The 25425-nt window shown below is 67.2% G+C and carries 28 protein-coding genes and 1 tRNA gene; 10 read left to right on the top strand and 19 right to left on the bottom strand.

Annotated features, from left to right (window positions below; translation table 11 throughout):
- Window positions 1–46: 46 nt before the first annotated feature.
- The 7 genes from J7654_RS08720 to J7654_RS08690 form a co-directional block, all read right to left on the bottom strand.
- Window positions 47–1759, bottom strand: a complete 1713-nt coding sequence (locus J7654_RS08720; RefSeq protein ID WP_209740037.1) for an ATP-binding protein — start codon at window positions 1757–1759, stop codon at window positions 47–49.
- Between the two features lie 3 nt (window positions 1760–1762).
- Window positions 1763–2416, bottom strand: a complete 654-nt coding sequence (locus tag J7654_RS08715) for a hypothetical protein (protein ID WP_209740035.1) — start codon at window positions 2414–2416, stop codon at window positions 1763–1765.
- Between the two features lie 196 nt (window positions 2417–2612).
- Window positions 2613–4541, bottom strand: a complete 1929-nt coding sequence (locus J7654_RS08710) for an ATP-binding protein (protein WP_209740034.1) — start codon at window positions 4539–4541, stop codon at window positions 2613–2615.
- A 299-nt stretch (window positions 4542–4840) separates the two neighbouring features.
- Complete coding sequence (locus J7654_RS08705; protein WP_209740032.1) at window positions 4841–5224, bottom strand: XRE family transcriptional regulator; 384 nt, start codon at window positions 5222–5224, stop codon at window positions 4841–4843.
- 1 nt (window position 5225) lies between these two features.
- Window positions 5226–5594, bottom strand: a complete 369-nt coding sequence (locus J7654_RS08700; protein WP_209740030.1) for a type II toxin-antitoxin system RelE/ParE family toxin — start codon at window positions 5592–5594, stop codon at window positions 5226–5228.
- 12 nt (window positions 5595–5606) lie between these two features.
- A complete protein-coding gene (locus J7654_RS08695) occupies window positions 5607–5909 on the bottom strand; it encodes a helix-turn-helix domain-containing protein (RefSeq protein WP_209740028.1) in 303 nt (100 codons plus the stop codon).
- Window positions 5902–7317 (bottom strand): tyrosine-type recombinase/integrase, encoded by a 1416-nt coding sequence (locus J7654_RS08690; protein WP_209740026.1) that lies wholly within the window; start codon window positions 7315–7317, stop codon window positions 5902–5904. The genes J7654_RS08695 and J7654_RS08690 overlap by 8 nt, the downstream gene beginning before the upstream one ends.
- A gap of 325 nt (window positions 7318–7642) precedes the next feature.
- Between J7654_RS08690 and J7654_RS08685 the strand changes: the two genes are divergently transcribed.
- The 3 genes from J7654_RS08685 (at window position 7643) to J7654_RS08675 (ending at window position 9659) form a co-directional block, all read left to right on the top strand.
- Window positions 7643–8368 (top strand): CoA transferase subunit A, encoded by a 726-nt coding sequence (locus tag J7654_RS08685; protein ID WP_209740023.1) that lies wholly within the window; start codon window positions 7643–7645, stop codon window positions 8366–8368.
- Window positions 8368–9024, top strand: a complete 657-nt coding sequence (locus J7654_RS08680) for a 3-oxoacid CoA-transferase subunit B (protein WP_209740020.1) — start codon at window positions 8368–8370, stop codon at window positions 9022–9024. Before J7654_RS08685 ends, J7654_RS08680 begins: the two co-directional genes overlap by 1 nt.
- A 116-nt stretch (window positions 9025–9140) precedes the next feature.
- Window positions 9141–9659: a superoxide dismutase family protein gene (locus J7654_RS08675; protein ID WP_209740017.1), complete on the top strand. Its 519-nt coding sequence runs from the start codon at window positions 9141–9143 to the stop codon at window positions 9657–9659.
- Window positions 9660–9713: 54 nt separating this feature from the next.
- Here J7654_RS08675 and J7654_RS08670 read toward each other — a convergent pair whose 3' ends face one another.
- On the bottom strand, window positions 9714–10988 hold the full coding sequence (locus J7654_RS08670; RefSeq protein ID WP_209740014.1) for a GNAT family N-acetyltransferase: 1275 nt from the start codon (window positions 10986–10988) through the stop codon (window positions 9714–9716).
- 97 nt (window positions 10989–11085) lie between these two features.
- Window positions 11086–11634, bottom strand: coding sequence for a DUF924 family protein (locus tag J7654_RS08665; RefSeq protein WP_209740011.1), 549 nt, complete (start codon window positions 11632–11634; stop codon window positions 11086–11088).
- 81 nt (window positions 11635–11715) lie between these two features.
- Between J7654_RS08665 and J7654_RS08660 the strand changes: the two genes are divergently transcribed.
- Window positions 11716–11940: a sulfurtransferase TusA family protein gene (locus J7654_RS08660; protein WP_209740009.1), complete on the top strand. Its 225-nt coding sequence runs from the start codon at window positions 11716–11718 to the stop codon at window positions 11938–11940.
- Here J7654_RS08660 and J7654_RS08655 read toward each other — a convergent pair.
- Window positions 11937–13022, bottom strand: a complete 1086-nt coding sequence (locus tag J7654_RS08655; protein ID WP_209740007.1) for a CobW family GTP-binding protein — start codon at window positions 13020–13022, stop codon at window positions 11937–11939. The genes J7654_RS08660 and J7654_RS08655 overlap by 4 nt on opposite strands.
- A gap of 2 nt (window positions 13023–13024) precedes the next feature.
- Window positions 13025–14203 carry a D-alanyl-D-alanine carboxypeptidase family protein gene (locus tag J7654_RS08650; RefSeq protein ID WP_245195728.1) on the bottom strand — a complete coding sequence of 393 codons (1179 nt, stop codon included), beginning with the start codon at window positions 14201–14203 and terminating at the stop codon, window positions 13025–13027.
- Between the two features lie 237 nt (window positions 14204–14440).
- On the opposite strand from J7654_RS08650, the gene J7654_RS08645 reads away from it, so the two are divergent.
- Window positions 14441–15610, top strand: coding sequence for a M20 aminoacylase family protein (locus tag J7654_RS08645; protein WP_209740006.1), 1170 nt, complete (start codon window positions 14441–14443; stop codon window positions 15608–15610).
- 22 nt (window positions 15611–15632) lie between these two features.
- Here J7654_RS08645 and J7654_RS08640 read toward each other — a convergent pair whose 3' ends face one another.
- Window positions 15633–16001, bottom strand: coding sequence for a helix-turn-helix domain-containing protein (locus J7654_RS08640; RefSeq protein WP_245195727.1), 369 nt, complete (start codon window positions 15999–16001; stop codon window positions 15633–15635).
- A 404-nt stretch (window positions 16002–16405) separates the two neighbouring features.
- Between J7654_RS08640 and J7654_RS08635 the strand changes: the two genes are divergently transcribed.
- Complete coding sequence (locus tag J7654_RS08635) at window positions 16406–16780, top strand: response regulator (protein WP_209740004.1); 375 nt, start codon at window positions 16406–16408, stop codon at window positions 16778–16780.
- Between the two features lie 3 nt (window positions 16781–16783).
- Here J7654_RS08635 and J7654_RS08630 read toward each other — a convergent pair whose 3' ends face one another.
- Window positions 16784–17665: a LysR family transcriptional regulator gene (locus tag J7654_RS08630; protein WP_209740003.1), complete on the bottom strand. Its 882-nt coding sequence runs from the start codon at window positions 17663–17665 to the stop codon at window positions 16784–16786.
- Between the two features lie 125 nt (window positions 17666–17790).
- Between J7654_RS08630 and J7654_RS08625 the strand changes: the two genes are divergently transcribed.
- Window positions 17791–19287: a CoA-acylating methylmalonate-semialdehyde dehydrogenase gene (locus J7654_RS08625; RefSeq protein ID WP_209740001.1), complete on the top strand. Its 1497-nt coding sequence runs from the start codon at window positions 17791–17793 to the stop codon at window positions 19285–19287.
- A 93-nt stretch (window positions 19288–19380) separates the two neighbouring features.
- Here J7654_RS08625 and J7654_RS08620 read toward each other — a convergent pair whose 3' ends face one another.
- From J7654_RS08620 to cpdR, 3 genes are all read right to left on the bottom strand, one after another.
- Window positions 19381–20013 carry a thiamine diphosphokinase gene (locus tag J7654_RS08620; RefSeq protein ID WP_209740000.1) on the bottom strand — a complete coding sequence of 211 codons (633 nt, stop codon included), beginning with the start codon at window positions 20011–20013 and terminating at the stop codon, window positions 19381–19383.
- 102 nt (window positions 20014–20115) lie between these two features.
- Window positions 20116–20190 (bottom strand) — tRNA-Val (locus tag J7654_RS08615).
- A 113-nt stretch (window positions 20191–20303) separates the two neighbouring features.
- Window positions 20304–20669: a cell cycle two-component system response regulator CpdR gene (gene cpdR, locus J7654_RS08610; protein ID WP_209739998.1), complete on the bottom strand. Its 366-nt coding sequence runs from the start codon at window positions 20667–20669 to the stop codon at window positions 20304–20306.
- A gap of 320 nt (window positions 20670–20989) precedes the next feature.
- Here cpdR and J7654_RS08605 point away from each other — a divergent pair, with 320 nt between their 5' ends.
- Window positions 20990–21874, top strand: coding sequence for an N-formylglutamate amidohydrolase (locus J7654_RS08605; RefSeq protein ID WP_209740363.1), 885 nt, complete (start codon window positions 20990–20992; stop codon window positions 21872–21874).
- Window positions 21875–21946: 72 nt separating this feature from the next.
- A complete protein-coding gene (gene hisN, locus J7654_RS08600; protein ID WP_209739996.1) occupies window positions 21947–22723 on the top strand; it encodes a histidinol-phosphatase in 777 nt (258 codons plus the stop codon).
- Here hisN and J7654_RS08595 read toward each other — a convergent pair.
- Both J7654_RS08595 and J7654_RS08590 read right to left on the bottom strand, forming a co-directional pair.
- Window positions 22713–23723, bottom strand: a complete 1011-nt coding sequence (locus J7654_RS08595; RefSeq protein ID WP_209739994.1) for an alpha/beta fold hydrolase — start codon at window positions 23721–23723, stop codon at window positions 22713–22715. The genes hisN and J7654_RS08595 overlap by 11 nt on opposite strands.
- A 208-nt stretch (window positions 23724–23931) precedes the next feature.
- A complete protein-coding gene (locus J7654_RS08590; RefSeq protein ID WP_209739990.1) occupies window positions 23932–24327 on the bottom strand; it encodes a hypothetical protein in 396 nt (131 codons plus the stop codon).
- Between the two features lie 286 nt (window positions 24328–24613).
- Here J7654_RS08590 and J7654_RS08585 point away from each other — a divergent pair, with 286 nt between their 5' ends.
- Window positions 24614–25078 (top strand): Hsp20 family protein, encoded by a 465-nt coding sequence (locus J7654_RS08585; protein ID WP_209739987.1) that lies wholly within the window; start codon window positions 24614–24616, stop codon window positions 25076–25078.
- Window positions 25079–25159: 81 nt separating this feature from the next.
- On the opposite strand, the gene J7654_RS08580 is transcribed toward J7654_RS08585, so the two are convergent.
- Window positions 25160–25351 (bottom strand): Rmf/CrpP family protein, encoded by a 192-nt coding sequence (locus J7654_RS08580; RefSeq protein ID WP_209739984.1) that lies wholly within the window; start codon window positions 25349–25351, stop codon window positions 25160–25162.
- Window positions 25352–25425: the final 74 nt, after the last annotated feature.

Raw genomic sequence — 25425 nt, 5'->3', positions numbered from 1 at the left:
CGCACATGCGGCCCGCGTAGTGTATCGCAAATCGCACCGCCATTCGCTAGTCAAGAGTTGGATCGTATAGCATCGCTCCGACGTCCTCTTCTTCACCGCGCGCGAGGTGTTCGGCAAGCATCGCAAGCGCTAGTTCAAGACGACGTGACCATCCGGCGACATGCTGTGCATAAATCGTCTTCTTCTCATCGTTGGCTTCCAAGATCGCATCGCCAAAGCAGAAGAGCATAAGCTCGAGAGCGGTCCGCATTTCAGGGGTTGAAGCTGGTCCGTCATAGATGTCGTCATAGAATCGATGGGCTGTGTTGATGAGAAGGGCGCGCCCTCCGTCTCGCCTATCGATCCGAAAGAACGGCTTGTCCGGGGCATGCTCGAACAACAGGCTGTACGGCGAAAGACGTAGCGCCAACCCCAGTTGTTGAGCAGCGCCCGCGGACTCCGTGCCGAGTGTCGCCGAACTCATCACGCGTTCGGACGCCAACCGCTCGCCAGGCTTTGGCACGAGCGCCTCGACCCGCCGGGCGGCCTTCGCTTCCTTGACCTTGATGCGCAGTTGCTCGATCGCCTTTGGAAGGCCAGCGGCGCGCAGCAGGTCCCAGATGAAGGTGGAAATGGTCACCTGCTGCTTGGATGTGGTGACGCCGAAGAGTTCGTCGAGACCCGCAGAAAATTCGACCTCCACCTTGATGTAGCGGTCGTTGTTGATGAAGGTCGTCCAAGGCGTGCGGGTCTGAACGTCAATAAGCCGTCCGTTTCGGCTGAAAATTATGCCGTGATAATCCTTCAGCACCTGGAAGCGCGGATTGGCGTTGATGCCGACTGCATCGCGCGCCTTGTCGATCGAGCCGAAGCTCGGCGGCAGCCAAGCGTAGCGAAGCGTCATGGCGCCGAGGAAGCGACCGCCCTCTGGATCGCGGACCTCTACACGGACGGGGTCCAGGCCTTGCGCTCGGTCGTCGTCCACGTCAAAAAAACGGAAGCTTGGCGTCAGGAAAAGGGGATCGATAGGCTCGACGAACTCACCATCGACATAGATCGCGGCTTGCCCGCGCAGCTTGTGATAGGTCGTGCCGAACTGGCGGACGAAATTGTCGGCAAGGCGACTGGTTGTGAGCCATTCCAAACGGTCGAGCTTGTCGAGGAGGATGATGGTGCCCGAGCGCCACCCATCCGGGTAGGCGAGCGCCAGGTGCTCTTCCACGAAGGCCGGCAGGGTCGCGGGCGCGGGCTCCGGGACGATAATGTCACCGGCACGGTCATTATACAGTCCGCCCATGAGATCATCGAGGTCTAGCGTCACGCTGTGCAAGCCGCTGCCTTCGACCTTGGACAAGACCGTGAACCGGCGGCCCAAGCTGACGGCGGCACAGGGCAGGCCATAGCCGTAGCGGCCGAGACCGCTGCGGTCGTTCTCCCGATGCGTGCCCCCCCACATGATGGCCATGCGGATCATGGCCGCTTCCATGCCGTGGCCGTCGTCGATCACGGCCATCTGAACGGGTTTTTTGGTCGAGCCCCCGCCGGCATAGCCGAACACGACGTCGATCCTTTCGGCGTAAGCCTGCAGGGCGTTGTCGATCAGTTCAGCCAGGGCGTCAGCGTTGCTACGGTAGCCGAGGTCGCGGATTCCCCTGACAAAGGCTTCCGGGACCATCAGGCCGAACTTGACGCGCTCGCCGCGCGCTGCGGCGTAAGCGCGTTGCGCCTGTAGGACGGAGCCGATGCCCCGCCCGCGAAGCGGCCCATCGAGGATAGACATGCGTCAAGCCGCCAGACGCCACGGATACGCAAAGGTTTCGATGCGCCGGTGCAGGGCGAAGCGGCTTAGGCCAAGACCTGCCGCGACGGCCTGAATCGGCGCATCGTCGAAGTAGATCAGGTGGAGGACCTGCCGCATCGCCTCGGGGGCGCTTGCCATGATACGGCCTGCGTCTTGCGCACACTCGAAGCGATAGACCGGCTCGGCGCTGGCGGGGTCCGCGAAGCCGTCGATGTCGAGCATAGGGTGCTCGCCGATAAGGACGGTCGCGGCCTCTATCTGCTCCGGGCTGGGGATACGCTCTGCGGCTTCAGCCGCGATCGCTGCGTTCAGCGGTTTGCCGGTCAGCCGCGTGCGGCGGCCGGGCGGCGCGTAGTTGGCCCGGATCGTCCGGATCGCGTTGATCACGGCGCGGCGGAACAGGGCAAGACCCGAGCGGTCATCCAGCGCCTGGGCGCCAATTTCCATTAGGTCCGCTATTGCTTCGTGAACGACTTCCTCGTGAAAGTCTTCAGGAAGATCGCTGGCATACCGGTTGGTGATCCGGCGCGCATACCGATCGGCCTCTCGGCCGAACCGCGGGTTGTTGTACGGGGTGCCGAGCACGAGGGCCCGGATCATCTGGTCAAGGGTAACGCTCGAGACGCCGTTCTCCACGGAGTCCTCCTTTCAGCTGCAAGGGCCTTTCAATTCAGCTTGAAGGCCGATGCAGCATCCCGGCGGACATGGCGGCTCTTGGCCGCACCTACACTGGTCTCGAGCTGTGTACGCTACTACACGAAGCTTCAGCCTAGGTCAGGCTGCCGCAATGTTCAAGACGGGGCGGCGCGGGCGCCGCCCCGTCTTGGGATTTCTATTCAGCCGCCACGACGTCGTCTCCATCATCGGAACTGGCGTCGATCGCTTCTTCGTCCATGGGCGTCATGACGCCTTGGAGCACGCGGAAGGCGTCGCTCAGGAACGGGCTCCAATGCCGCTCGCGCTGCGCCTCATACCACAGCGCCGCCTGCTCATCGTCGACCGCCAGTTCAGCCCGGGCGAGCGCGATCAGCAGGATGTCGAGCGCCTGCTTGGCCTGACCGCCATTCGGGAGACCGATGAGCGGCGCATAGAAGGTGCGGTAGAACGGGTGTGCGCGGTTGACCATGACGGCCACGCGAGACCCGAACTCCCATTCGGGGCGATAGAACGGGCCACGCGGTTCATCGATGAAGCGGATGACGTACGGCCGCTTCTTCGCTTCGTCCTCAATGGCCTTCTTGGCCTCGTCGATAGAGGTCTGATTGACCTTCGACCGACGCTCGGCTTCCGTGTCGAGATCCTCGCGCGCCTTGATCTTGTCGTGGTCGGCGACCCGCGTTTTCTGCCCGATGATGGAATCTGCAGCCGCCGCGGCCTGTTCGGCGACAGTAGGCTGCTCCGGCGTCTCGGCCTTTTCAGCCAGCCGAACCTGCTCCTGACGCTTACGCTCGGTCTCCTGCCAGCGGTTTTCCGCGCGCAACTGGTCGTCGATGCCCGCGGACGCGAAGATACGCCAGAGGTCTTCAATCGGGCGCACCGTCTGCTTGTCGTTGGTGATCCCGAACACCTCGTCGAGAGACGGTTCGAACTGCACTTCGACGCCCCAGTGGTAGGCGAACGTCTGCAGCAACGGCCACTGGCCCAGGCCCTTCGCTTCGTCCTTCACCGATTTGGGGAAGACGTCGACGGTCTCGATCTCGCGGCCGGCGCGGACGAAGGACATGCCACGCCGAGTCTTGCGGATCTCGAAGCGGCGATGAGCGTCGGTGTCGCCCTTCCGCCCCTCGGCGAAGCCGTAAGGCAAGCGGCTGACGCGCACCTTGATCGCCCCGACGGCGAGGAGATCGACGTCCTCGCTGTTCAGTTCGCCGGCATCGTCGACGCGGGCGAGATGGAGCGTGCCCGTCTCACGGTCCTGGAAGTACTTGACCGCAAGGTTCCAGTCCTTGGTCATCTCAGCCCCGCCTTCCTCGGTCGGGACGTAGTAGCGGGCGCCAGGCGTCAGGAAGAGCGGATCGACCGGCTGCACTTTCGTGGCGTCGACGGTGATGTCGACGCGAGGCAGGATGTACCGATAGGTGACGCCGAAGTCATCGACCAGGTGCTCGCGCAGCAGCGCCGCCGTGCGGAAGCTCAGCCGGTCGGGGTTGACCCACACGACGACCGTTCCGTGATCGAAGGCAAGCCCGTTCTTGTCGAGATAGGTCCGCACGAACTCGGGCAGGTCCGCTTCTTCGGGCTCGGGGATTTCCTGCTGACCGAACTCGCTCACCTGACGGGCGTCGAGCGTCGCCTTGGTGATCTTCGCCGCGCCTTCGATCTTGGTGTAGACCTCGACGAGGCGGGTCTGGTTGATCGACGCGTTGGGCAGACCGAAGCCGAACTTGCCAATGAACGCCGGGTCGTCGAAGTGCGTGCCCGATCCCCAGGACAGGGCGTAGCGCGCCATTTCCGGCAACATCCCCGAGCCGTCGTCGATGAATGCGACCGACGTGATCGAGTCCTGGCGCTGATAGGCCTTAAGCACCTTGGGGCGCTCGAACGCGATGTTCACCCGGGTGGCGCCGGCCTCGATCGCATTGTCGACGATTTCGCGCGCGGCGGAGGCCGTGCTGCGGTAGCCGCTGCGGCGCTGCGACTCCAGCGCTTGGGCGGCATTGAAGAGCGGGAACTTGTAGTCCTTGGGCAGCTTGGCGAGGTACTTCTGCTGACGCTCGACTTCGGTGAGCAGGCGGTCGGCGGTTTCGGTGGTAGTAGTCATGTCATCCTCCATTGCTTGGCGGCGCCTGGCCGCGCTGGTGACATTCTACTAAGGCCAAGCATGGAGGCGGCCGTGCGGACGGGGCGAAACTTTTTCGTCCTGCAATCGCCGATTTGGGCAAACCACCCTGGACGACGTACAACGGCGTGACGGTACTCCGGCATTCAGACTTCCATCGAACTGATCGCCGCGACTTGGCTTTGCACGAATGGGGCTATCGACAGCCCGTCACAACGGCCTCACTCTGGTGCCGAGGCACTGGGGTTAATGGACGGCAAGCGGACATCATCGTGAACTGATTAGCGCCCACGGCGACCGCCGATCTGCGCGCGCGTGCGAGGGCTGCGGGCCGCCGCCTGCGTAGGAGCACCGACGTCGCCGAGCTGGTGAATCCGCAAGGCGGGCCGTTTCGGCAGCTTGACCGTCAGTTCGAGTTCTCCCCCCACGGCCTCGACATAGCTGCGAAGCGTGGAGAGATACATATCGGTTTGCCGCTCGATCTGAGAAACCGAGGGCTGCTTGATGTTGAGGGCGGAAGCGATCTCAGCCTGAGCCTTGCCGGCGATCTGCCGCAGCTCGCGCAGGCCTTCCACCTCCTGCTTCAAGTCTTGATAGCGGGCGTCGATGGCTTCCTGCTCTTCGGGCGGAAGCGCGGCGATGATGTCCTGCAGGCTACGGCCCATCTCATTTGCCCTTCTTTGCGGATTTCAGGCTTTCCAGATGCTCGGAAAACCGTAGATCCGCCTTTGCGATCAACGTCCTGTAGAAGCGCTTCTGACTGACGCCAGATTTGTCGCCTGCTACCAGGACGATGGCCTTTCGCTTGCGATCGAAGGCGAAGGCCGCACGCCATTCGCCATCGCCACCCTCGAACCGCAGCTCCTTCATATTGGCGTGTTTCGATCCCTTGAGCGTGTCGGCGTGAGGCCGGCCAAGCTGCGGACCGTAGTGGGCCAACAGCCTGGCGGCGGCGATCAACGCGATGCGGACATCACGCTCAAGAGTCAGGACCTCCGCCTCAAAGGCTGGGTGGAATTCGACCTCCCATTCCATATAGGTTGGAACCTATATTCGGTCAATGGGGAGGACGCGCGGGGCCGTGGGCGAAGAAGTCGTCGCGCGCCGGCAGCTCTCGGCCCATGCGTCGAGATCATCAACTGCATAGCGCACCCATTTCCCGAACTTGTGGTAGGCGGGGCCGCCGCCCAGCGAGCGATAGCATTCGAGGGTGTGAGCCTCGAGCGCTAAGTAGCGGGCAGCCGCCTCCGTATCGACGAACCGGATCGGCCCGGCGTCGTTGACGAACTTCGCGCGCTTCAGGATATCTGGCGTCGGCCACCGGCGTTGAGATTGCGCCTTCTCAGCCATGGGTCGCCTCCTTCGATTCGGCACGCTTCGTGCCAGGAGGAACGCCGCGGTTCTCTCCGCTGCGGTGACGGTAAGGCCGATAGTTTCCGACGCGCGTGCGCGAGGAATAGGCCCCGTCGTCGAAGCCAAGCGGCTTGCCGTCCGGCCCGGTCGGCGCCGGTTCAATCTGGGTTGCCGGTGCGATGGTCGGCGGTTCGGGCGGCACAACAATCGGCGCTGGAGCAGGAGCAGACCTTCCACCCACCACAGACAGACGCCGCTGAGCTACCGCCTCGGCCGCCGCCCTTACCGGGTCATCCTCGGTGTGGACGTACTTCATGAACATGGTGACGGTCTTGTGCGCCGTTAGCGCCATCCCGACCTTCACCGGCACGCCGGAATTGGCGATGTCGGTGGCCGAGCGATGGCGAATGCCGTGGGTGCCGATATGCGGCAGCCCGGCGCGCTGCAGGATGCGACGCCAGCCCTGATAATAGGTGTGCTTCGACATCGACAGGTTGGGGTCGAAGACCGACGGGCAGACAAACGCCGACTCTTCCAACCGGGGCGCGGTTTCAAAGAGCCGGATCGCCTCGGCGCTCATTGGCTTGGACATGCCGCCGGTTTTGCTGTCGGGCCAGACGACGCGGTGATTGTCGAAATCGATCCATTCCCATTTGAGATTCAGGATCTCGGACATACGCGCCGCGAATTCGAACTGGAGCCGGATGGCGAGAAGTATGAAAGGGTGCTCCAAGCCCTCGGCCTCGGCGCGGTCCAGATACTCGAACAGTTTGCGCATCTCGGCGTCGGTGATGAGGCGGGTCTTGCCGCGCTCGGGGTATTTCGGGACGTGCCGGCACGGATTGGAGCCATCGGGACGTAGGGTCCAGACCTCGGCCATGTTGAACATCTTCCGCACAGCCGCCAGGACGCGATTGGCGTTGGTGGGGCTCTTCGCCATCTTCTTCATCATGTGGGCGATGTCGGCACGTGTGACATCCGGAACCTTGAACTGGCCCAAGATCGGGATGATGTAGCGCTTGCCGTATCCGCGGTTCGACTCGACCGTCGCTGGCTTGTTGCGGCTCTCCGAATAGTCGGTGATGAACCGGTCAAACAATTCCTTCACGGTGAGAGCCTGTCGAGCAGCCGCGCGCTCGGCACTCGGATCGACACCCCGGCGCACCTCTGCAAGCCAGTCCTGCGCGATATTACGCGCCTGCTCGACCGTGATCTCTCCGTAACGGCCGATCGCCGGCTTGCGCCGCTGCCCATTGTGGGCGACGTAGGCCACCATGAAAATCTTGCGGCCGGTCGGCGTGACCTTGACAAGGAAGCCGGGTATCGTCGTATCCCGGAGTTCGTAATCGCGCTCCTGCGGGGTTGCGGCGTCTACAGCGGTCTTTGTGAGTTTGATTTTGGGCATTCCTAACCTCCGTTGAGGTCGGATTTCAGGTGCAGAATAGGTGCACCTAGAAAGCCAACCGTAGCGTACAGCCGGTTAGGTATGTGTGTTTCGAGAACCGAGAAAAGCTAGTGCTGACAGTCGGTTATCGGGAAAACGGATACCCCCGGCGGCACAAAGGATAGGGGATATCCGGTCTCTCAAAATCCGGTTCCGAAAGGAGTGTCGGTTCGATTCCGACCACCCGCACCACCCTTCTCCTTCCATGGAATGCGACGCGCGCGATGGCTTCGCAACCGCTTCGCCGCCATGCTACGCCTTCTGGCCCACGCCACGGAGGTCGCCGATGCGGAAGCTTTACCGGGATGCGCGGGAGGCGCTGGCGGGGCTCCTGCGTGACGAGATGACGATCATGGCGGGCGGCTTCGGGCTCTGCGGCATTCCCGAAATGCTGATCGAGGCGATCCGCGCCTCGGGCGTTAAGGGCCTGACGGTGATCTCCAACAATGCCGGGATCGACGGCGCGGGGCTCGGCGTGCTTCTGGAGACGCGCCAGATCCGCAAGATGGTTTCTTCCTATGTGGGCGAGAACAGGCTTTTCGCGCATCAGTTCCTGGCCGGCGAGCTGGAGGTGGAGTTCACCCCGCAGGGCACGCTCGCCGAGCGCATCCGCGCCGGCGGCGCCGGCATTCCCGCCTTCTTCACGCGGACGGGGGTCGGAACCCCGGTTGCCGAGGGCAAGGAAACGCGCGAGTTCGGCGGCCGGACCTATCTGATGGAACACGCCCTCTTCGCCGACCTTGCGATCGTTCATGCCTGGAAGGGCGACCACGAGGGCAATCTCGTCTACCGGAAGACGGCGCGCAACTTCAATCCGGTGATGGCGAGCGCGGCAAGCGTGACGGTGGCCGAGGTCGAGACCCTCGTCTCCACGGGCGAGATCGATCCCGACCATATCCACACGCCCGGCATCTTCATCAAACGGATGATCCACGTGCCGGACGCGCCCAAGCGCATCGAGCAGCGCACCGTGCGCCGTCGATCCGGCGCCGTGGCGGGAGAGGAGGCCTGATGGCCTGGACGCGAGAGGAGATGGCCGCCCGCGCCGCCCGGGAGCTGCGGGACGGCTTCTACGTCAATCTGGGCATCGGCATCCCCACGCTGGTGTCGAACCACATTCCCGAAGGGATGCAGGTGCAGCTCCAGAGCGAGAACGGCATGCTCGGCATGGGCCCCTTCCCTCAGGAGGGAGAGGAGGACCCCGACCTCATCAACGCCGGCAAGCAGACGATCACCGAACTGGCCTCCACGAGCTACTTTTCCTCGGCCGACAGCTTCGGGATGATCCGGGGCGGGCACATCGACCTGTCGATCCTCGGCGCCATGCAGGTGTCGGGCTCGGGCGACCTCGCCAACTGGATGATCCCCGGCAAGATGGTGAAGGGGATGGGCGGGGCGATGGACCTCGTTGCCGGGGTAAGGAAGGTGGTGGTGGTGATGGAGCATGTCGCGCGGACGAAGGACGGCAGCGAGGCGCCCAAGATCCTTGAGGAATGCACCCTGCCCCTGACCGGCAAGGGCGTGGTGGACCTGATCATCACCGATCTCGGCGTCTTCTCGATCGACGAGAACGGGCTGACCCTCATCGAACGCGCCGAGGGGGTGGCGGTGGAGGACATAGAGGCGCGTACGCAGGCCCGCTTCGCGGTCGCGCCCGGCCTCGCCTGAACGGGGCTTGCCTTCGCCCAGGCGCGCCACGCTCCCGCGCGTCGCCGTCGGGGGAACCCGAGGCGAGTCTTCGCGGTTGGCCTTGCGAGAAACGATTCCCACCGAGGAGAAGACCCATGCGAATTCTGGCAGCGGCCGCCGGCCTGGCTTTGATGACGGGCAGCGCCCTGGCGCAGGAGCCGGCAACGGCGACCGGCACCTTCATCGACGGCGAGGGAAACGAGATCGGCACGGCCGAATTCACCGCCACGCCCGGCGGTGTTCTCATCTCCTACGAGGCGAGCGGCCTGCCCGCCGGCGAATGGGTCGGCTTCCACTTCCACGAGACGGGCACCTGCGACGCGGCCACGCATCATGAATCGGCGGGCGCGCACTTCAACCCCACGGATGCCGAGCACGGCTACCTGGCCGAAAACGGCCCCCATGCCGGGGACATGCCGAACCAGTATGTCGCCGGCGACGGCACCTTGCGCGCGCAGGTGTTCAATCCTCTCGTCACGCTCGGCGAGGGGGAAACCGACATTGCGGACCGCGCGCTGATGATCCATGGCGGCGCGGACGACTATCTCAGCCAGCCTTCCGGCGACGCCGGCAGCCGGCTGGCCTGCGCGGTGGTGGAGGCCGCGGGGCAGTAAAGCGCCCCGTCTCGGCGCAAGGTTTCCGGCCGGCCGGGCCGGGAACCGCCGCCCTCAGGCGTCGCGGCGCAGCAGCCGGCGGGCGGCGCGGCGGAGGAGGCCGATGCGCTGGCGCAGCATCGCGGCGCGTCGCAGGGCCGTGAGCGCACGATCCACCGGCCCCGATTCCGGCTTGAGGCCGATGACGAGCGTGCCCAGCTCGACCCGCTCGCGCCACAGGCGGTTCATCAGGGAGTGGTCCGGCACCGCGCAGGAATCCACGAACAGCACGGCCGGGTCGGCGATCAGCGCCTGGCTGGCCCGCGCGATGAGGTGGAAGCCCGGCGACACGCTGGAGAAGGCTTCGTCATAGGCCATCTTCCACAGCACCGCCTCCCCGTCCATCACCAGCGCCACGACGCTGGCGACGGGACGGGCGTCCACGCGCAGCGTGAAGATTCGAACCGCGCCGCGTGCGGCCAGCCCGTTGATGGATTCGCGGGCAAAGGCGGCGCGGTAGCGGTCGGACAGCAGCGCACTCCGCTCCCTCCCTTTCCAGCCGCTGGCCTCCAGCGAAAGGAACTCCTCCAGGGCCGGCGCCACCTCGGCGCCCGAGCGCGCGATATCGAAGGCGATCGTGCCCCGGCGTTCCGTCAGGCGGCGCTGGCGGGCCATTTCGCGCCGGCGCCGGCCCGACAGGGCCCCCTTCAGAAAATCCTCCGGGTTGCCCGTGGCCGATAGCGCCGCGCGGCTGCGAAGCTGGAGGCGCCCGTGCGGCAGGCCCATCCGCTTGGCCTCCGTCACGAGGGTTCTGGCGGTGGCGCCGTCGAGACGCATGTCCGGCAGGACCAGGATGGGCGGCAGTCCGAGGCCCGGATCGGTGAGGCCGCGGAACAGGCTGGAGGCGGTGCCGGCCGGATCGTCGCCATCGAAAAGCACGGTTCCCAGGGGCCCGAAGGGATGGGCCCAGGCGCGCACGACCGGCGGGCCGCCCCACAGGCCCGCGCGCTCCACGGTGAAGGGCATGACGAGGCGCAGGCGGCTGCGTGTCTCGTCCTCGTCGCGCGCCACGAGAAGGCGGACGGGCCGGTCGTCGAGCCGGGGCATGGCGGGCAGCATGAACTGGGGCGCGAAGAAGACGTTCGGCTCCACGGCGCGCGCGACGAGGAAGTCCAGTTCGTCCGCCAGCTCGAAGGCGGCCTGCGGCCCGTAGACGCAGAAGGTCCGGCGCCCGCCCTGCACGCCGCCGACCGCGCCGAGATCCGCCTGCGCGAGGGCGTCCGCACGGCGGCGCGAGGGCGCGGCCGGCGGCGTCTTGCGTGACGTCAGGTGCGAGATGGGAGCGGCCATGGGCAGGAAAAGGCTCGAATGGGTCCGGGAGGGCGGGAGGAAAGATTCGCCGCGCAGCCTGCCCCCGCGCCCTTTAAGATTTCGTCTGCCCCGAAGATCAGCCGGCGAAGCCGCCTTCGTCGAGGAAGGCCTGTTCTTCCGGCGTGGTCTCGCGGCCGAGAATCCGGTTGCGGTGGGGGAAGCGGCCGAAGCGGGCGACGATGTCGCGGTGGTCCACCGCATGGACGAGGTTGGCCTCGCCGATCTCCTCCATCCAGCCCACGCACTCCTCCTGGTCGGCGAGACGTTCCGAATGCATGTGCGGCATGGCGAAGAACTGGTTGAGGTCCTCGCCGACGCGGTGATGATCGCCCCGCGCCAGCGCCGCGCGCGCGATTTGCAGCGCCTTCTCGTCTCCGGCATACATCTGCGCGCTGCCGCGATGGATGTTGCGGGAGAACTGGTCGAGCACGATCACCAGAGCCAGCGCGCCGTTCGGCTCCTCGGCCCAATGGTCGAGCTCGCCCATGAGGGCGCGTTCGTGAAGGTCGCCGAAACGCTGGCGGATGGTCTCGTCGAACGCCTTTTCGCTGGAAAACCAGCGCTCGGGCCCGGCCTCGCGCCAGAAATCGACAACGGTCTGGGGATCGGGGGAGTATTCGCTCATGAAAGGTTCCGGGCAGGATGGCATGGAAGACGCAAGCTGCGAGATAGTGCGCCCGTGCCCGCCACAAAAGATGGTGAAGAGGTGGAACGTCTCGATCTATGCGGCCTGAAATGCCCCCTCCCCGCGCTGAAGACGGCAAGGCGCCTGGCCGCGCTGCCGCCCGGCACGCTCCTGGAGGTGCTGGCCGACGACCCGCTCGCGGCCCTCGACATCGGCCATCTGTGCCGCAGCGAGGGCCATGAGCTGGTGGAGCAGCCGCGCGGCGGCGGCGCGGCGGGCCGGTTCCTGATCCGGCGGGGGAGCTAGCCGAAGGAGGCGCCGGGGATCGCCAGCGGATTTGCCAGCAGCGCGGCGCGGTCCGCCGCGCCGACGCGCGGCCTGCCGGAGAGCGCCGAGAAGAGATCGCGCACGGCCTCCTCGTCCAGCTCCTCGCCGATCAGCACGAAGCGCGATTGCGGGGGGAAGTCCGCCGGCCATTCCGGCAGGTAGGAGGGGGGATGCATGTGCCGGCGCACCCCGTGCAGGACGAGCGGGCGGCCCGGGCGCTCCACGGTGCGCACCACGGCCTTCATCCGCAGCAGCCTGTCTCCGAAGGTGCCCGCGAGGAGGCCGAGGAAATCCTCCACCGCCCGCTCGCTCACCGGCGCCTCTTCCACGAGCGAGAAGGAGCGCACGCGGCCCGTATCGCCATGGGCGTGATGGTGGTGCGCGTGGCCCATATGGGCGGCGGCCCCGTCCAGCCAGGAGCGGACATCGGCGGTGCGCGAGGCAGGGTCGTAGAGGCCCGCCGTCAGGAGCGCGGCGGGCGTCGCCGCGCCGGCTTCCACGAGGGCCGCGCGCGGATTGAGCCGCCGCGCGAAGGCCAGGAGATCGGCGCCCGGCGCGGCGAGGTCGGCCTTGGAGAGGACGATCCGGTCGGCGCAGGCGATCTGCCGCTCGGCCTCGATGCGGCCGGCCACGGCCGGAAGGCCGGCCCGCGCATCGACCACGCAGACCACGCCGGCGAGCGAGAAGGAGCGCATGAGCGCGGGATGGGCCATCAGCGAGGCGAGGATCGGCGTGGGATCGGCAAGGCCGGTGGTTTCGATCACGACGCGCGAAAGCGCGCGAAGCCGCCCGGTCTGCATCCGGTCCACCAGATCGGCCAGCGTGTCGACCAGTTCGCCGCGCACGGTGCAGCAGATGCAGCCGTCCGACAATTCGATGATGCCCTCGCCCGAGCGCTCGACGAGGAGATGATCGATCCCCACCTCTCCGAACTCGTTGACGATGACGGCGGCGTCGCGCAGGGCCGGATCGCGCAGGAGGCGGTTGAGAAGCGTCGTCTTGCCGGCCCCCAGGAAGCCCGTGAGAACGGTGACGGGGATGGGCGCGGGAGGGGGCGCCACGCTCAGTTGGCCCCTTCGGCGTCCCGCGGCTCGCCCTCGCCCAGCGTCGCCTCGCGCGAGGAGGGCGCGCGCACGGTGGCCGCCTCGCCCTCGCGCAGCGGCCGCCAGGTGGGCGTGGGAATGCCGTAGGCCGCGATCTGCTCGATGCCCGGCTCCACGCCGGGCGCGCCCGCCGCCCCGCCCAGCATCACCGGCACGGTGACGCGCGGGCGCTCGAGCCTCGTCATGTAGGGCGAGCCGAAGACGTTCTCGCGCTCGCCCTCGGCCTCGCGCTCGTTGGCGCGGGCGGTGCGGCCCTCCTGAGAGCAGATCTCCTGGCTGATGTCGGCGGGCGGCCCTTCCGAGGTGGGCAGTTCCGTGATCAGCGGCGCATCCGCGGGCAGCTCGGCGGAAAAGCCCTTCTCGAACAGCTCCGCTGCGGTGCGCGCCCGCGCGATCGGCCCCTCCGAGCCGAGGACCACGGCGATCAGCGTGCGCCCCCCGCGCGTGGCGGAGGCGACGACGTTGAAGCCGGAAGCGCAGATATAGCCGGTCTTCATGCCGTCCGCCCCGGCATACTGGCCCAGAAGGTCGTTGCCGTTGCGCATGGTCTCGGTTCCGGTCGAGATCGCCTCGGTGGAGAAGTAATCCACGAAGGCGGGAAACTCGCGGCGGATCGCCGCACCGAGGATGGCAAGGTCCTTGGCCGTCGAATACTGGCCCTCGCCGGGCAGGCCGTTGGGGTTGATGAAGCGCGTGTCGCGCATGCCCAGCCGCCGGGCTTCCGCGTTCATGCGCGCCACGAAGTCCTCCACCGAGCCGCCGGCCAGCGCCTGCGCGATGGCCACGGACACGTCGTTGGCCGACTTCACCATGATCATGCGAAGGGCGTTGTCGAGGCGCATGACGGAGCCGGGCTCATAGCCCATCTTGCTCGGCGCCTCGCTGGCGGCGCGCCGCGTCATCACGACGGGCGTGTCGAGCGCCGCCTTCTGCGCCTCGACGTCCTTCAACGCCAGATAGGCCGTCATCAGCTTGGTGGTGGAGGCCGGATACCAGCGCTTGGACGCGTCGGCCTGCGCGATCACGCGCCCGCTCTCCACGTCCATCACCACGGTCGGCCCGGCCAGCGCCGCCGGGCTGACGGCGAGCATCGCCGCGAGGGCGAGGAAGCGAACGGCGGACGAACGCGATGCGATCATGACAGATATCGTCTTCCTTCGAGAAAAGGACGCTTCGACATGCGCCGGGCCGCCGGGCGCAATGCCCTGAAACCGCCCGCGGCTATCTCGCCCCTGTGGCGCTCTCGTGGCAGGATAGGCCCCTTGAGTCTTTCGAGGACGCCGCGCAAGCATAGAGGCTGTTGTGAACCATGGATAGTTCATAAGGGCCTCCAGCCCGCTCCCGTCCGGAACCACCATCCTTCCAGCAGGAATGCCATGCTGCTCGACGAACGCCCCCTCATCGACGAAACCGGGATCACGCAATGGAGGCACCATCTCCACGCCCATCCCGAACTGCTCTACGACCTGCACGAGACGGCCGCCTTCGTGGCGGAGAAGCTGTCGGGCTTCGGCTGCGACGAGGTGGCCACCGGCATCGGGCGGACCGGCGTGGTGGGCGTGGTGCACGGACGCTCCGGCCCCGGCGGGCGCATGGTGGGCCTGCGCGCCGACATGGACGCCCTGCCCATCGTGGAGGAAACGGGCGCGCCCTACGCCTCCACGCACAAGGGCGTGATGCATGCCTGCGGCCATGACGGACACACCGCCATGCTGCTGGGCGCGGCGCGCGAGCTGGCCCGCACGCGCGATTTCGACGGGAGCGTGGCCTTCATCTTCCAGCCGGCGGAGGAAGGGGGCGCGGGCGCGCGGGCGATGATCGAGGACGGGCTGTTCGAGCGCTTCCCCGTGGAGCGCGTCTTCGGCCTGCACAACATTCCCGGCATGGCCATCGGCAGCTTCGCCATCCGGCCCGGCGCGATGATGGCGGCGACGGACGAGTTCGTCATCACCCTGCGCGGCCGTGGCGGCCACGCAGCGATCCCGCATCGCAGCCTCGACCCCGTCCTGGCCGGCGCGGCGCTGGTCCAGGCCCTCCAGCAGGTCGTCTCGCGCAATGTCGACCCGCTGGAATCGAGTGTCCTGTCGGTGACGCAGTTCCATGCGGGCTTCATCCACAACGTCATCCCGGACGAAGCGGTGATCTCGGGAACCGTGCGCACGCTTTCGCGCGCGGTGCGCGACCTGACCGAAACGCGTATGCGCGAGATCGTGGCGGGCATCGCCGGCGCGCACGGGATGGAGGCGGACATCGCCTACGACCGCAACTATCCGGTGACGATGAACGCGCCGCAGGAGGCGCAGTTCTGCGCCCGGATCGCGGGCGAGCTGGTGGGCGAGGCGGCGGTGGACACGGGCGTCGCGCCGCTGATGGCCGGGGAGGACTTTTCCTACATGCTGGAGGAGAAGCCGGGCGCCTTCATCTTCATGGGCAACGGCGATTCGGCGCCCCTGCACAATGCGCGCTACGATTTCGACGACCGCGCGCTCGCCTACGGCGTCTCCTACTGGATCCGGCTCGCCCAGGCGGCGCTCGGCCGCAACTGAGCGCTCCCGGCGCCGCCGCGCATCAGCGCTGCGGCGTCGTGTCCAGCACGTCGATGAGGGCGCGCAGGCGATCGCGCACCTGCGAATCACGAATGCGCGAGATGGCGATGGAGGATTGGAGCGTCGCCCGGTCCGACAGCGCGCCCGCTCCGTCGAGGGTCTCGTCGCCCAGCCCGTCGAAGAAGTAGGAGATCGAGACCTCCAGCGTCTGCGCGATCCGGTAGAGCGTGGAGGCGCTGACGCGGTTGGCGCCCGTCTCGTATTTCTGGATCTGCTGATAGGTCACGCCGATGCGGCGCCCCAGCTCTTCCAGCGAAAGACGACGAGCCGTTCGCAGCAAGCGCAGGCGGCTTCCCACATGGACATCGATAGGGTCGCGATGCGGTTTCACGGCGTTCAACTCCAGTCAAAAATACAAAGTCGTCATTATGCGTTCCTTTCGGCGGCTGCAAGCGCCGATTGCAGAAAATGGAGTAACGCAGCGTCGAAGACTAACGCCTTATTGTCGCAAAGCGCGCCGCGGCGCCATGATGCTGGCGTCGCCTGCAAGAATGCTGCATGTGGAATAGCGCCCGCCGCGCGCGGCGCGGATGCAACCGTAGGTAAAGTGAACGCCTTTTATTTCCGCCATGCCGCCAAGGTGCAGTTTTGGGGGCGAAGGAATTGGAAGGCTTTCCACCCCATGATGCTTCAACGGCCCCCGCGCCGAGGGGCGAAAAATTCTGATTGAACGTTGAACCTTTAGCCTGTCATTCACGTTATCTGCCGCGTAACGCTTATTCCGGAACGACACCCATGACCTCAAAGCCCAGCCTCGCCGGCCGCCAGATTCTTCTGGTCGAGGATGAGTTCATGATCGCCATGGACATCGAGGCCGAGCTGGTCGAGGCGGGCGCGCAGGTCGTCTGCGCGGGTCGCCTGGAGGAAGCGGAGAAGCTGGCGCAGACGGTGAGCTGCCATGCGGCCATCCTCGACCTCGACCTGCACGGCAAGACCTCCTTTCCCGTCGCCGACCGGCTGGAGGAGCGCGGCATCCCTTTCCTGTTCCACACGGGCCATGGCGTGCGCGAGAACCTCAAGACACGCTACCCCCACACGCTGGTCTGCAACAAGCCGTGCGACATTTCCGACCTGGTGCGCAGCCTTGGCGAGCTCGTTCCGGCGAGCTGAGCGTCAGCCGAAGATCGCGCGCTCGGCCCGGACGAGTTCGGCGATGAAGCCGGCGACGGCGGCGATGCGCGGCACGTCGCGCGCGCTTTCGTGCAGCGCCAGCCAGTAGCTTCGCCGCACCTCCGCCTGGGGCAGCACGCTCTCCACCCCGGCGAGCGGCGCGGCCAGGAAGCGATGGAGAATGCCGATCCCGAAGCCGGCCGCCGTCGCCTCCGTTTGCCCGAGGGCCGACGAGACGGCAAAACGCGCTCGCCATTCGAGCTTGAGGTCCGCCGCATAGGCCAGATGCGGAGTGTGGAGAAGGTCGTCCACCGGCCCCACGAGATCGTGTCCGGCCAGTTCCTCCAGCGTATGGGGGCGCCCGCGCCGATCGAGATAGGACGTGGCCGCATAGAGGCCGAGCGAGTAGTCCACCAGCTTGCGCGAGACGAGACGGCCGTGCTCGGGCCGCTCCAGCGTAATGGCGATGTCGGCCTCGCGGCGCGAGAGGGAGAAGGCGCGCGGCACCGGCACCAGCTCCACGCCCAGATGGGGGTGCCGCGCCAGAAGCGGGCCGAGGCGCGGCGCCAGGAAGGCTGTTCCGAACCCGTCCGGCGCGCCGATCCGCACCGTGCCCGTCACCGCGCCGCCGGGCGTGGCCAGCCGCGCCCGCGCGGCCAGCCACTCCTCCTCGATGCGCTCGGCGCTGGCCAGGAACGTCTCGCCCTCGGCCGTGATGAAGCAGCCATTGGGCCGCCGCTCGAAAAGCCGCGCCCCCAGCGCCTCCTCCAGCGCGGAAAGGCGGCGCCCGACCGTGGCATGGTTCAGCCCCAGCCGCCGCGCAGCCGAGAGAAGCTGCCCCTCGCGCGCGACCGCCAGGAATATGCGGGCATCGTCCCAGTTCATGCGCCTGCTGCTTCAACATTGCCTTAGGCTACAATCTACGCACAACGATTGCCCGCGCGAAGGGGCTTGCCGAGGCGGCGCGCGAGCGTTCATCTGCGGCAGGACAGCGGATCGGGAGAGAGAGCATGGACGAGATCGGCCACTTCATCGACGGCGTGCGGGTCGCCGGAACGTCGGGGCGCAGCGCGCAGGTGTTCAACCCCGCGACCGGGCAGGCCAGCGCCACGGTGGCGCTGGCCTCGGCCGACGAGCTTCAGCGCGCGGTCGACGCGGCGAAGGCGGCGCAGCCGGCCTGGGCGGCCACCAACCCGCAGCGCCGCGCCCGCGTCTTCATGCGCTTCGTCGCGCTGCTCAACGAGAACATGCAGGCGCTGGCCGAGATGCTTTCGGCCGAGCATGGCAAGACGGTGGAGGATTCGAAGGGCGACATCGTGCGCGGGCTGGAGGTCTGCGAGTTCGTCATCGGCATTCCCCATCTCCAGAAGGCGGAGTTCACGGAGGGCGCCGGGCCGGGCATCGACATGTATTCGCTGCGCCAGCCGCTGGGAATCGGCGCGGGCATCACGCCCTTCAACTTCCCGGCCATGATTCCGATGTGGATGTTCGCGCCCGCCATCGCCTGCGGCAACGCCTTCATCCTCAAGCCCTCCGAACGCGATCCTTCCGTGCCGATGCGCCTGGCCGAGCTGATGATGGAGGCCGGGCTGCCCAAGGGCATCCTGCAGGTGGTGAACGGCGACAAGGACGCCGTGGACGGTATCCTCGCCCACCCGGACATCGCAGCCGTCTCCTTCGTCGGCTCCACGCCCATCGCGGCCCACGTCTATGCGCAGGCTGCCCGGTTCGGAAAGCGCGCCCAGTGCTTCGGCGGGGCCAAGAACCACATGATCATCATGCCCGACGCCGACCTCGACCAGGCCGCCGACGCCTTGATCGGCGCGGGCTACGGCTCGGCGGGGGAGCGCTGCATGGCCATCTCGGTGGCCGTGCCCGTGGGTGAGGAAACCGCGAACGCGCTGATCGACAGGCTGGTGCCCAAGGTCGAGGCGCTCAAGATCGGCCCCTATACCGACAGCGCCGCCGATTTCGGCCCGGTGGTGACGAAGGCGGCGCAGGAGAAGATCCTCGGCCTCATCGAGAAGGGCGTGTCGGAAGGCGCCGAGTTGAAGGTCGACGGGCGTGGCTTCTCCATGCAGGGCTACGAGGAGGGCTTCTATGTGGGCGCCTGCCTCTTCGACCATGTCACGCCCGAGATGGACATCTATCGCGAGGAGATTTTCGGCCCCGTCCTGTCCGTGGTGCGCGCGAAGGATTACGAGGAGGCGCTCTCGCTGCCGATGCGCCACGAATACGGCAACGGCGTCGCCATCTACACGCGCGACGGCGATGCCGCGCGCGACTTCACCAGCCGCGTGAATATCGGCATGGTGGGCATCAACGTGCCGATCCCCACGCCCCTCGCCTATCACTCCTTCGGCGGCTGGAAGCGCTCGTCCTTCGGCGACCTCAATCAGCACGGGCCGGACTCGATCAAGTTCTGGACCCGCACCAAGACCGTCACCAGCCGCTGGCCCTCAGGCATCAAGGCCGGCGCCGAGTTTTCCATGCCGGTGATGCGCTGAACCGTCCGGGCGGGCCGGGCGGCAGGGTATCGGGCCGATCGAGCAGGAACCCTGCGTGCCCATGGCGGGCACGCCGAGGCGCACGTGAAAGGCTTATGGCCGCGCCTGCACGAGCAGCATCGCCTCCCCCGTCTCGACGCTGACCTCCAGCGGGCCGAGGGCCTCGTTCGACTGGGTGAGGATGGAATGGAAGGGGAGGTCGGCCCCCTCCAGCGGCCATTTCGCGCCGCGCACCGTCAGCCCGGCGACGTCGGAAAAGCGCAGGATCGAGAAGGGCGTACCCGCCTCGCAGGCGATGCGGCATGGCGCCGGGCCGAGAGGAAGGGCGCGCTCGCATCCATCGAAAAGCTCGATGGATAGGCCCGCCGCCCGGTAGCGCAGGGCGAGCACGAGATTGGAAAAGGCATGGTCGCTGCGAGGGCCCCGCAAGGCGCCGACCAGAAGCAGATCGCGCGCACCCCGCGCCAAGGCCGCCTCCACGGCCGCCTCTCCGTCCGTCCGGTCCTTCTCCCTGGGCAACACTTCGCGCTCGAAGCCGGAGAAGGTCGCCGAGACACCGCCGGGAGACGAATCGAAGTCCCCGATCCAGAGCTCCGGCTTCAGCCCCAGCGGCTCGGCATGCCTGATGCCGCCATCAGCCGCGATCACCCGCCGCCCGTTGAGGGCGTGCCGCAAGGCCGGCGTCGGCGCGACGGGACCTGCCAGGAGAACCGCAAAACGAACCATGCCGCGTCCTAACGAGGACGCTCTCGCGCGGCAAGGGCCATAGCCACCCGCTTTCCGAGCAGCAAACCGATAAACCGGATGACGATAAAATGAAGGATCGAATGGTGGGCGTGACAGGGATTGAACCTGTGACCCCTACGATGTCAACGTAGTGCTCTCCCGCTGAGCTACACGCCCATTCGACGAAGCGGCATAGACCATAGGCTTAAAGGCCGGTCAAGCGCCGGATGCGCAAAAATACGCGTTCGGTGGGGTCACGGCCCGGCCATGCCGGGGCGTGCGGGATGCGGTCAGGCGGCGTCCTTCAGCATCTTGCCCACTTCCTCCACCAGCTCGCGCAGGTGGAAGGGCTTGGAGAGGATCTTGGCATCCTTCGGCGCCTTCGAATCGGGGTTCAGCGCCACCGCCGCGAAGCCGGTGATGAACATGACCTTCAGGTCGGGGTCGAGTTCCGTCGCCCGGCGTGCGAGCTCGATTCCGTCCATCTCCGGCATGACGATATCAGTCAGGAGCAGCGAGAACGGCTCCTCGCGCAGCCGCTCATAGGCGCTGCCGCCGTTGTCGTAGGCCGTCACCTCGTAGCCCGCCTTCTCCAGCGCCTTGGCCAGGAAGCGGCGCATATCGTTGTCGTCTTCAGCCAAAAGGATCTTCGACATCGCATTCAAACCCGTCGCGGCGCGGGCCTGGCCCGCGCTAAAACACCATTATGCCCCGCATCTCTTAACAGAGAGGCAGCGCCGCGCCGAGGGGAATGTTCACGACGCTCCTTCACGTTGAAGGCTGTCGTGAATCTTGAACAAGTGCTGTTCCGGCCCTTGCGCGGGACGCGCGCCTCGCCCGTCCCGACGGGCTGTCGCACCGGACTTCACGGACGCGACACAACGCCTGTCCAAGATTCATGGCAGCCTCTACATATGATGAAGCATTCAGCCGCAGGAGGCATGAAGGAAGAGCCTTGTCGTCCACGAAATCGCCCATGCTGATCACGGCCGCCGGCCCCTGCCCCGCCTTCGAACTGTTCGAGCCCGCGCGCCAGACGAGCCCCTTCGTCTTCTGCTCCGCCCATAGCGGGCGCGCCTATCCCGCCAGCTTCCTCGCCTCCACCCGGCTCAAGGGCACGGCCATCCGCCGCTCGGAAGATCTGTTCGTGGACCAGCTCTTCGACTTCGTGCCGGGCCTGGGGGCGCCCTTCCTCATTGCGCGGTTTCCGCGCGCCTATCTCGACGTGAACCGCGAGCCCTACGAGCTCGATCCCGCCATGTTCGAGGGCGAGCTGCCGGCCCATGTGAACTCCACCTCCGCGCGGGTGGCCGGCGGGCTCGGCACGATCCCCCGGATCGTAGCCGAACGGCAGGAGATCTACGCCGGCAAGCTGGCGGCCGAGGAGGCGCTGGCGCGGATCGAGGACATCTACATGCCCTTCCACGAGACGCTGGCCGGGCTGATCGAGCGCACGGTGGAGATGTTCGGGATGGCCATCCTGATCGACTGCCATTCCATGCCCTCCACGGTGCGGGCGCTGCCGGGCGGACGCCGGCCCGACATCGTCATCGGCGACCGTTTCGGCACCAGCGCCGGCGCGCGCATCGTGGCGGCGGCGACGGCGCGCCTGTCCGCGCTCGGCTGGGACGTGCGGCGCAACAAGCCCTATGCCGGCGGCTACGTGACGGAGCGCTACGGCCGCCCCCGGCGCGGCGTCCACGCGATCCAGATCGAGCTGAACCGGGCGCTCTACGCCGACGAGGCGAACTTCCTGCCCCATCACGGCTTCGAGGCGATGCGCGAGAGCCTGCGCGCCTTCGTCGGCTTCTTCACTGCGGAGATGGAGGCGGAGTTGCTCCGCCCGGCCGCCGCCGAATAGGGCGCCCGGCGCGCTTGTGCCGCGCCTGCGGCCCGTGCCATCCCCCATCTCCAGCCTCGCCAGGGAGCAAAGATGACCGACCTTCCCCCCATGGATTTCCTGTTGCGGCTGGCCGACGCGGCCGACCGGCAAACCCTGCCGCGCTTTCGGCGGCACGGCACGGTGGACGCCAAGGAGGGGCGCTATTTCGACCCCGTGACGGAGGCGGACCGCGAGGCCGAGCGGGCGATCCGCGACCTTCTGGGCGCGGAGTTTCCGCATCACGCCATTCTCGGCGAGGAGTTCGGCGCGAGCGGCGAGGGCCCCTATACCTGGGTGATCGACCCGGTGGACGGCACGCGCTCCTTCATCTGCGGCATTCCGCTCTGGGGCACGCTCATCGGCCTCAACGTGGAAGGCCGCGCGGAACTGGGCCTCCTGTCGCAGCCCTATCTGGGCGAACGGTTCAGCGCGGGGCCGCAGGGCGCTTTTCTGAACGGCCCCGGCGGGCAGCGGCGCCTCGCCACCCGCGACACGCGGGCGCTTGCCGACGCCACCCTCTTCACCACCGCGCCCGAGCTCTTCGCCGGGCCTGCCAAGGAGCGGTTCGGCGAACTTTCACCGCGCGTTCGCATGTCGCGCTACGGGGCGGATTGCTACGCTTTCGCGATGCTGGCGGACGGGCATGTCGACCTGTGCGTCGAAACCGGGCTGAAGCCCTACGACATCGTCGCCCTGATCCCCATCGTGGAGAAGGCGGGCGGCGTCATCTCCACATGGGATGGCGGCCGGCCCGAGGCGGGCGGCGACATCCTGGCGGCGGCAACGCCGGAGCTGCACGCGGCGGCGCTGGAGGCACTCAGGCGCTGAGCGCCTGCTCCAGCTCCGCCACCGCCGTGTCCGGCACGGCGGCCCGCACCGGCATGACCGAGCCGACGAAGCCCTCGAAGGCGGCGAGGAACTGCTCGCGATGGATATCGGCCTCCTGAAGCAGCTCGTGCCGCGCTCCGGGAATGGAGAGGACGTGGCCGGAGCGCATGCGCCACGCCAGGCGTTCGGCGGCCGCCGCATTCACCACCTTGTCGTCCCCGGCCGTCACGAAGAGGGTCGGCAGGTGCAGGCCGGCGATCACGTCCGAATCGTCCAGCCGCCGCATGGCCGCCGCGCAGGCGGCGACCCAGGAGGCGGTGAGGCGATGGACGAAGAGCTGCGGCGCGGCCTCAGCCAGCGCCATGTTGCGCGCCAGCCGGCGCGGATCGCTGCTGAGCGGGCTGGTGCGAGCGCTCCAGACCGGCCCGCCCGGGCGAAGGCGCCGCACCGATGTGCGCCCGAGCCCCACCAGCCTCAGCGCCGAAGCGATGAAGGAGAGGGTTCCGGTGATCCGCGGGCGGGCGGGAAAGGCCACCAGGGGCGCCGACAGCACCATTCGCTCGACACGGTTGACGAGGCGCGGAATGGCCTGGAGGGCGACGAGGCCGCCGGTGGAATGGGCCAGGACGACATAGGGCGCCCGGCAATCGGGCAGCAGCACGCGGGCCACGAATTCGTCCAGGTCGCGCACATAGGTCTCGACGCGGTCGATATGGCCCTTGGCGGCATCGCGCAGCAGCCGTTCCGAGCCCCCCTGCCCCCGCCAGTCGAAGATCGCCACGGCAAAGCCGCGCGCCATCAGGTCCCCGATCGTCTCGAAATATTTCTCGATGGCCTCGTTACGGCCCTGCAGGATAAGCACCGTGCCGCGCGGATTGGCCGGAGCGGCCAGCGCATAGCGCATCCATTTGCCGTCGCGCAGGCGCAGACGCGCGGCTGCGAGGCCCGGCGGAATAGGGTTCTCGGGAATCTCGACGAAGGGCGGGAGGGTGTCGTCCATGGGCGGGATCGTAAAGCATCGCGCGGCGAACCGAAATCGCCTTTGCGCGCGAGGACGCGGGGCCCGCGCCAAAGAAAAAGCCCGACCGCCCGTCCTTGAGCGGGCGGGACGGCCGGGCGAGGAATGGGAGCCGAAGGTTCGTTGAAGGACCTTCGGCTCCACGGCCACGGCGGAAGGGACGGGACGCCGCGACCGTTTTCGGTTCGGCTCAACCGCGAAGGTCGAACCGGAATTCAGGCCCCCGGACACGCTCGACCCCGCGCCGCTCGAAGCCGCGCGTCCAGCCGAGGCGCTCGCGCGAGACGAGGCTGCCGTCATAGGCATCGAAGGCGAGGCGGAAGACGGCGCCGTTGGGGCGCACCGCGTCGACGACATAGCGGTCGCGCCGCAGGCGGATGCCCTCCACCTCCACGAAGCCCTCGCTGAAGGCGAGCCGCTCGATCCGCTGCTCGGGCACGACCTCCCGCCGGCTCGCCGCGCGGTCGGGGCGGACATCGCGCGCATCCTCGTGATGGCCGCCGTGACGGACGGGATTGGCGGAGGCGGGGGCCGTTGCCGCCCCAAGGGCGAGAGTGATCGCCAGTCCTGCAAGAAGCGCCTTCATCGACTTCATCCTCGATCTGCCCCCGCACCATCCGGGAGAACGACACGAAGATGCGCCGGCGCGGCTGAACGCAGGCGGAAGGGGGCGTTCACGTCACGTTCATGTGAAGAGCCCGGTGCGCGGCGGGGGCGGACGGAGCCTCTTGAAGCGCGATCCGGCGCTTACCATCTCCATCCTGCGGCCGCCGCAAGGGGCCGCTCGCCTTCCCCGACCGCCGCGGATGCGGGGTCTTCGAGGAAGCGACGCAGACCAATGACATGTTGCTCAACTTGAAGAGGACACGACCATGCGTCACGTTGATTTCGCCCCCCTCTATCGTTCCACCGTCGGCTTCGACCGGCTCTTCTCCATGCTGGACAATCTCGGCACGCCCGATAGCGGCCAGAGCTATCCGCCGTACAATATCGAGCGCACCGGCGAGAACGCCTATCGCATCACCATGGCGGTGGCCGGATTCGGCGAGAGCGAGCTCTCGATCGAATCGCGCGAGAACGTCCTGACCGTGAAGGGCGACAGGGCCGAAGCCGAGAACGAGAAGTCCGAATTCCTGCATCGCGGCATTGCCGGGCGTGCCTTCGAGCGCCGCTTCCAGCTCGCCGAGCATGTGGAGGTGAAGGGCGCGAGCCTGAAGAACGGCCTTCTGCACATCGACCTCGTGCGCATCATCCCCGAGGCGATGAAGCCGCGCCGGATCGACATCTCCGTTGCCGACAACGGCAATGCGAAGGCCATCGAGGCCACCGCCGCCTGACCTTTCCGCTTACACGTATACGACAAACAAGAACGGCGCCCCTCGGGGCGCCGTTTTCATGTGGTCCTGTCGCCGGCCCGGTCAGGCGGCCGGGCGTGTGCCTTCCCGCCGCGCGGCCGGCACCTGGCCGCGCTTGGGGTCGGTGTTGCTGGCCTGCGTCCAGCCTGCCATCCACTCTGCCCGCAGGCTGGAACCGACAGGATACTCGCACGACGACATGGGATGGTTGTGCTCGTAGGCGAGCTTGCCCTGAGCGTACGCGTCCTTTGCCATGAGAATCTCCTTCTTGAAGTCTCGGGGGACCATGAGAAACCCCGAGACCGACAGGAAGGTTCCCGCCTTTCCGA

Source organism: Aureimonas populi, assembly GCF_017815515.1.
Lineage (GTDB): Bacteria > Pseudomonadota > Alphaproteobacteria > Rhizobiales > Rhizobiaceae > Aureimonas > Aureimonas populi.
The sequence above is the reverse complement of the archived record's forward strand: the minus strand, read 5'-3'. Positions and strand labels throughout refer to the sequence as shown.

Excerpts from the sequence above, each read along its gene's own strand:
- J7654_RS08695 (WP_209740028.1), bottom strand. The coding sequence starts at position 5,909 with ATGGCTGAGAAGGCGCAATCTCAACGCCGGTGGCCGACGCCAGATATC.
- J7654_RS08680 (WP_209740020.1), top strand. The coding sequence starts at position 8,368 with ATGGCCTGGACGCGAGAGGAGATGGCCGCCCGCGCCGCCCGGGAGCTG.
- J7654_RS08675 (WP_209740017.1), top strand. The coding sequence starts at position 9,141 with ATGCGAATTCTGGCAGCGGCCGCCGGCCTGGCTTTGATGACGGGCAGC.
- cpdR (WP_209739998.1), bottom strand. The coding sequence starts at position 20,669 with ATGTCGAAGATCCTTTTGGCTGAAGACGACAACGATATGCGCCGCTTC.
- J7654_RS08630 (WP_209740003.1), bottom strand. The coding sequence starts at position 17,665 with ATGAACTGGGACGATGCCCGCATATTCCTGGCGGTCGCGCGCGAGGGG.
- J7654_RS08580 (WP_209739984.1), bottom strand. The coding sequence starts at position 25,351 with ATGGCAAAGGACGCGTACGCTCAGGGCAAGCTCGCCTACGAGCACAAC.
- J7654_RS08645 (WP_209740006.1), top strand. The coding sequence starts at position 14,441 with ATGCTGCTCGACGAACGCCCCCTCATCGACGAAACCGGGATCACGCAA.
- J7654_RS08595 (WP_209739994.1), bottom strand. The coding sequence starts at position 23,723 with ATGGACGACACCCTCCCGCCCTTCGTCGAGATTCCCGAGAACCCTATT.
- J7654_RS08710 (WP_209740034.1), bottom strand. The coding sequence starts at position 4,541 with ATGACTACTACCACCGAAACCGCCGACCGCCTGCTCACCGAAGTCGAG.
- J7654_RS08590 (WP_209739990.1), bottom strand. The coding sequence starts at position 24,327 with ATGAAGGCGCTTCTTGCAGGACTGGCGATCACTCTCGCCCTTGGGGCG.
- J7654_RS08690 (WP_209740026.1), bottom strand. The coding sequence starts at position 7,317 with ATGCCCAAAATCAAACTCACAAAGACCGCTGTAGACGCCGCAACCCCG.
- J7654_RS08620 (WP_209740000.1), bottom strand. The coding sequence starts at position 20,013 with ATGGTTCGTTTTGCGGTTCTCCTGGCAGGTCCCGTCGCGCCGACGCCG.
- J7654_RS08665 (WP_209740011.1), bottom strand. The coding sequence starts at position 11,634 with ATGAGCGAATACTCCCCCGATCCCCAGACCGTTGTCGATTTCTGGCGC.
- J7654_RS08705 (WP_209740032.1), bottom strand. The coding sequence starts at position 5,224 with ATGGGCCGTAGCCTGCAGGACATCATCGCCGCGCTTCCGCCCGAAGAG.
- J7654_RS08625 (WP_209740001.1), top strand. The coding sequence starts at position 17,791 with ATGGACGAGATCGGCCACTTCATCGACGGCGTGCGGGTCGCCGGAACG.
- J7654_RS08650 (WP_245195728.1), bottom strand. The coding sequence starts at position 14,203 with ATGATCGCATCGCGTTCGTCCGCCGTTCGCTTCCTCGCCCTCGCGGCG.
- J7654_RS08685 (WP_209740023.1), top strand. The coding sequence starts at position 7,643 with ATGCGGAAGCTTTACCGGGATGCGCGGGAGGCGCTGGCGGGGCTCCTG.
- hisN (WP_209739996.1), top strand. The coding sequence starts at position 21,947 with ATGACCGACCTTCCCCCCATGGATTTCCTGTTGCGGCTGGCCGACGCG.
- J7654_RS08700 (WP_209740030.1), bottom strand. The coding sequence starts at position 5,594 with ATGGAATGGGAGGTCGAATTCCACCCAGCCTTTGAGGCGGAGGTCCTG.
- J7654_RS08670 (WP_209740014.1), bottom strand. The coding sequence starts at position 10,988 with ATGGCCGCTCCCATCTCGCACCTGACGTCACGCAAGACGCCGCCGGCC.
- J7654_RS08585 (WP_209739987.1), top strand. The coding sequence starts at position 24,614 with ATGCGTCACGTTGATTTCGCCCCCCTCTATCGTTCCACCGTCGGCTTC.
- J7654_RS08605 (WP_209740363.1), top strand. The coding sequence starts at position 20,990 with ATGCTGATCACGGCCGCCGGCCCCTGCCCCGCCTTCGAACTGTTCGAG.
- J7654_RS08720 (WP_209740037.1), bottom strand. The coding sequence starts at position 1,759 with ATGTCTATCCTCGATGGGCCGCTTCGCGGGCGGGGCATCGGCTCCGTC.
- J7654_RS08635 (WP_209740004.1), top strand. The coding sequence starts at position 16,406 with ATGACCTCAAAGCCCAGCCTCGCCGGCCGCCAGATTCTTCTGGTCGAG.